The 4,979-nt window shown below is 74.0% G+C and carries 4 protein-coding genes and 1 tRNA gene; 3 read left to right on the top strand and 2 right to left on the bottom strand.

Features of this window, described 5'->3' with window-relative positions; genetic code table 11:
- Positions 1-1,758, top strand: a 1,758-nt coding sequence (locus tag AN218_RS38630) for an SAM-dependent methyltransferase (RefSeq protein WP_244900869.1), incomplete at its 5' end; no start/stop codon positions are given.
- Positions 1,759-1,851: 93 nt separating this feature from the next.
- Complete coding sequence (locus AN218_RS30950) at positions 1,852-2,736, top strand: pentapeptide repeat-containing protein (protein WP_079132776.1); 885 nt, start codon at positions 1,852-1,854, stop codon at positions 2,734-2,736.
- Between the two features lie 71 nt (positions 2,737-2,807).
- On the opposite strand, the gene AN218_RS30945 is transcribed toward AN218_RS30950, so the two are convergent.
- The gene (locus AN218_RS30945; RefSeq protein ID WP_070020345.1) at positions 2,808-3,032 is read right to left on the bottom strand and encodes an FmdB family zinc ribbon protein; all 225 of its coding nucleotides are present in this window, start codon (positions 3,030-3,032) and stop codon (positions 2,808-2,810) included.
- An 88-nt stretch (positions 3,033-3,120) separates the two neighbouring features.
- Entirely contained in the window at positions 3,121-4,377 is a 1,257-nt protein-coding gene (locus AN218_RS30940; protein ID WP_171908862.1) for a coiled-coil domain-containing protein, read from the bottom strand.
- Between the two features lie 209 nt (positions 4,378-4,586).
- On the opposite strand from AN218_RS30940, the gene AN218_RS30935 reads away from it, so the two are divergent.
- Positions 4,587-4,658: transfer RNA gene (locus AN218_RS30935), tRNA-Val, on the top strand.
- Positions 4,659-4,979 lie beyond the last annotated feature (321 nt).

Raw genomic sequence — 4,979 nt, 5'->3', positions numbered from 1 at the left:
GCCGTCAGCGTGGAGGCGGCCCGCCGCACTCCGGGCGGCGTCGCCGTCCACGACGGACGGCCGCCCCTGCCCGAACTGCTCGACGGCTCCGCACGCGCCTGGGCCCGCCGGCTGCTGGCGCCGCTGGAGGACAACCTGGCCGGCGCCGAACGCCGCCGGCTGCTGGAGGTGTGCCGCGCCGCCGTCTTCATGGGAGCACAGGGCGCCGCGCAGCTCCTCGGGCTGCACCGCGACACCGTGATCTCACGGCTGGAGGAGCTGACGGCACGCGTCGGCCTGGACCGGGCGCTGCTCGCGGACCGCGCGCAACTGGACCTGGCACTGCGGCTCGAAGACCTTCCGCCGCCGGTGCCGGACACCGCCCCCGCCGGCGGCGTACGGCAGGTCCTCGACGACGAGGGCGCCGCTATGTGGGGCGAGGGTGTGCTCTCCGGTCTCTCCTCGCGGCTGCTCTCCGCGCTTGTCACATGGGTGGAGCACGAACTCGAACCGGAGGAGACCGCACGGGAGTTGGGCATCTCGGAGAGCACTCTCGGCGGCTGGCTGCGCGAGGCGGGCACGCTGACGCATCTGCCGCTGCGCAAGGACCGGCCCGGAGCGGTGCACGAACTGCTCTGGGCCCTCTACGCCACGGGCCACGTCCGTCCGGCCGCCGTCACGGGAAGCGAGGGCACCGCCGAGGGAGCCGAAGGGACCGAAGGAGCCGAGGACATCGAGGGGCACGAGGAGTGGGAGGGGCGCGAGCGGCGCGAAGGACGGGAACGGCCCGGCGACGGGGAGGCGGCACGGCCGTACGCAGCACACCGGCGCACCGCACCGCGTACGGAGAGACGCGGCACGAGGGGCGGGGAGCCGGGCGCCGCGAGGAGCACGGACGGGGAGGCCGGCGGGGAGGCGGGCGCGGAGACCGGCGGGGGCGCTCCCACGGAGACGGGCGTGGGAACGGCCATGGCCGGTCTCGCCCGGCTCCGTACCGACCGCCCCCATCCCGCCCGCCTCTACGACTACTTCCTCGGCGGACGTACCAACTTCGCGGCCGACCGCACCGCCGCCCAGCAGACCGTCGAGGCCACACCGACCGTCGCCGTCATGGCCCGCGAGAACCGTGCGTTCATGCTCCGCGCCGTACGCCATCTCGCGGGACGGGAGGGCATCCGGCAGTTCCTCGACCTGGGGACCGGCATCCCGACCGAGCCCAATCTGCACCAGGTCGCGCAGTCCGAGGTGCCCGCCGCCCGCGTCGTCTACGTCGACGACGACCCCGTCGTCCACGCGCACGCCCAGGCCCTGCTGCCCGGCAGCCCCCTGGGTCGTACCGCGTTCCTGCGGGCGGACGCCGCCGACCCCGCCGCCGTCCTCGACTCCCCCGAGGTACGCGACTGCCTCGACCTGGACCAGCCCGTCGCGCTCTCCCTCATGGCGCTGCTGCCGCTGGTCACCGACGACCGCGCCGCCCGCGAGATGATCCGCGGCTTCACCGCGGCGCTGTCCTCCGGGAGCTGTCTGACGCTCTCCCATCTCACCGCGGACCGCGACCCCGAGGGCATGGAGGCGGCACGACGGCAGTACGAGAAGCTGTCGGGCGTGCGGATCCGTACCCGTTCGAGGGACGAACTGGCGGCGCTGCTCGACGGGTTGGAGCTGCTGCCGCCCGGGATCGTCCTCGTACACCGCTGGCGCTCGGACCGCTCCGAGGCCGATCTGGCGGACGACGACGCACGGGTGGGCTCGTACGGGGCCGTGGCCCGCGTCCCCTGACCTCCGCCCGTGAGAGGCCCGTGAGAGGCGCCGGCGGCGCGGAAAACCGTTTGCCGCCCGCCCCGCCTCCGGTGGAAGGTCGCAGCACCGCCCATGCCGTCCGCGCGAGTCCGGGGCGGTAGGGAGAGAGCTGCCGTGACCTTCGTACGGCCACCGCATCTGCGTGCCGACTGTTCCGAGTGCTTCGGCCTGTGCTGTGTCGCGCTGCCCTTCCTCGCGGGCCCGGAGTTCGCCTTCGACAAGGACGCCGGCCGCCCCTGCCCGAACCTGCGGCGCGACTTCCGCTGCGGCGTCCACGCGCGGCTGCGCGAGACCGGCTTCTCCGGCTGCGCCGTCTACGACTGCCTCGGAGCGGGCCAGAAGGTCTCCCGGCTGACCTTCGGCGGACGGGACGGACGGGACGGCCCGGACGAACAGGGCGCCGCGGAGCGGATGTCCGAGGTCTTCCCGGTGATGCGGCAGCTCCACGAACTGCTGCTGTACCTCACCGAGGCGGAGTCCCTGCCCGCGGCCCGTCCGCTGCGCGGCGAACTGCGCCGGGCCCTGGAGGAGATCACCGGCCTCACACACGGCAGCGCGGACGACATCCTCGCGGTGGACGTCTGGTCGCTGCGAGAGCGGACCGTCCCCCTCCTGCTGCGTACGAGCGAACTCGCCCGCGCCCGCCGGCCCGGCCCCAGGAAGGACCACCGGGGAGCGCAGCTCGCGGGGGCGCGGCTGCGCGGCGCGGATCTGCGGGGTGCCTCGCTGCGCGGTGCCTGTCTGATCGCCGCCGACCTCGGCGGCGCGGATCTGCGGACGGCGGACCTGACGGGAGCCGATCTGCGGGACGCCGAGCTGAGCGGCGCCGACCTCACCGGAAGTCTCTTCCTCACTCAGCCGCAGCTCGAGGCGGCCAGGGGCAGCGCGGCGACGCGCGTCCCGTACGGCCTGGAACGGCCCGCGCACTGGCGGACGGCGGCCTCAACGGGGCGCTGACCGCCCGCACTTCACCGGCTGCGCCTGCGCCTGCGCGTGCGTGCGGCGGACGGCGGACCGGTATGTGCCCGTCAGCCGCAGCAACCGCCGCCGCAGCAGCCACCGCCGCCGCCCTGCGGCGCGGCGGGTACGGGCGCGGAAGCGGCGGAGACGCCGCCGACGGCGACCGTCGAGAGCAGCTTCACGGTGTCCGCGTGCCCCCGCGGGCAGTCGGCGGGAGCACCGGACTCCGCCATGGGACGGGCCAGTTCGAACTGCGTGTCGCATTCGCGGCAGCGGTACTCGTATCGCGGCATACGCAGATGCTAGCCGCCGCGCGCACGTACTGCCGAGGCTCCGGCCCCCGGTCTCCCGTCCTCACCGACCGCGCCCCTCTCCGGAGCGTCACCGCCCGGCGGCCCGCTCATCCCGGATCTGGTCGACGACGCGCTGCACCGTCTCCTTCACCGCGTCCAGCTCCGTCAGCAGATGCCAGTAGTCGGGGTGGCGGCCGGTGAGCCCGTCCACGGCGCGGTCCACCCGCGCGACGGCGTCGTCCAGCGGGCCCGCGTGACGCGGATCGGGCGTGCTGCGCCCGGCCATCGCCAGCCGCTGGGCGTCGCGGATCGCGAAGCGCGTCTGCTCGACCTCCTTCGTCTGGTCGAAGGAGACCTCGTTGAGCCGCTGCAGACGGTCGCCGGCCGCCTTGATGGCCTCGTCCGCGGAGTTCAGCAGCGCACGTACCGTCGAGAGCTGCGCCGTCGCGTCCGCCCAGCGCTGCTCGTCGCGCGCCTTGCGGCCCTCGGCCAGCTTCTCCTCCGCCTGCCGTACGGACCGGGCCGCCTGGTCCGGGACCTGCTGGAGGTCCTGCCAGCACGCCGCGCTGAAGCGGCGCCGCAACTCGCTGAGCACCGGCTCGACTTGGCCCGCGCGCGTGTGCAGCGCCTGGGTGCGCGTACGCAGCGACGCCAGCCGCTTGTCGATCTCCGCGACACGTTCCGGAAGGCGCTCCGCCTCGTCGCGGACGGCCTCCGCCTCCCGTACGACCTGCTCCGCGCGGCGCAGGGTGTCCCGTACGCCGTGCTGGGCAGCGCCCTCGTTGAGCCTCGTCAGCTCGGGGGAGAGCGCCGCGAGCCGCCCGGCGAGACCGTCGGCCTGGAGACCGGAGTCGCGGACGGCGTCCAGCGCGTTCGACGCCGCGAGCAGGCTCTGCTTCGCCCGCTCCACGGCCGGGGCGAGCCGTGCGAGCTGCGTCTCGGCCTGCGTCAGCAGCGGCCCCAGCCCCTCACCGAACCGCTGCAGCTCGCCCCTGACCCGCTCCAGCTCCTGCCGTACGCGGCCCAGCTCGGCTCGGGCGCGGGCGGCGGTGGCGGAGTCGAGGTCGTCGCGGTCCAGGTCGTGGGCGTCCACGACGGAGATGTACTCCTGGCTGACCTGGTCGATACGGGTGCCGAACTCCGCGAAGTCCGCGACCGCCTTGCGGGCTGCCGGGGAGTCGTCCACCGCGCTCAGGGTCTCGATGGAGATCCGCAGGTCGCGCTGTGCGGTGTCCAGTTCGTAGAAGGCGGCCGCGGCGTCGTCCTTGGCAGTCTGCGCGTCGGCACGCTGGTGCTCCGCCCGTGCGCTGCCCCAGCCCCAGCGGCGCGTACCGCCGCCGTTCATTGCCGCCACCGAACCTCTCCCCGCGTCCCCACGTGCCGCATCAGCGATCGCCGGTCATTGTCCCACCCTGTGCCAACGAACACACGAGCCAGTTCGTTCACGATACGTGCACGCCTCAAGGAACGGACCACGGCAGTACGTGCGGCGGCCCCCGCCGTACTGGATTGCGTCCCCGGGCGCGGGACAGGGTAGTCTGTGACGTCGATCCCGGGCGCATAGCTCAGCGGTAGAGCGCTTGCCTTACAAGCAAGATGTCACTGGTTCGATCCCAGTTGTGCCCACCCAGTCACCCGGCAGGTCAGACGCCGGATCCGGCCCCCTCGGAAGTCCTCCCGGGGGGCTTTTTCATGCCGTCAGGCGTCAACGCCCCCTGGCGCAGCGGGAGTTCGCCCCGTACGACGTCCCCTCCGGCCGGGTGGGCGGCGGAACCGGCCGGCCCCCGCGGGGCGTCTTCGGAGGGTCTCCGCCCGGTCAGGGCGGACGACCGGGGGAACCGACCGCTCAGAGGGGAAACGACCGTGGGAATGCGTAAGGCGCACAAGATGGGCATCGCAGGGGCCGCAGTGCTCGGGCTGCTGGTGACCGGGTACGGGACGGCGCAG

The organism is Streptomyces nanshensis, assembly GCF_001751255.1.
GTDB lineage: Bacteria > Actinomycetota > Actinomycetes > Streptomycetales > Streptomycetaceae > Streptomyces > Streptomyces nanshensis_A.
The sequence above is the reverse complement of the archived record's forward strand: the minus strand, read 5'-3'. Positions and strand labels throughout refer to the sequence as shown.

Excerpts from the sequence above, each read along its gene's own strand:
- AN218_RS30945 (WP_070020345.1), bottom strand. The coding sequence starts at position 3,032 with ATGCCGCGATACGAGTACCGCTGCCGCGAATGCGACACGCAGTTCGAA.
- AN218_RS30950 (WP_079132776.1), top strand. The coding sequence starts at position 1,852 with ATGCCGTCCGCGCGAGTCCGGGGCGGTAGGGAGAGAGCTGCCGTGACC.
- AN218_RS30940 (WP_171908862.1), bottom strand. The coding sequence starts at position 4,377 with ATGAACGGCGGCGGTACGCGCCGCTGGGGCTGGGGCAGCGCACGGGCG.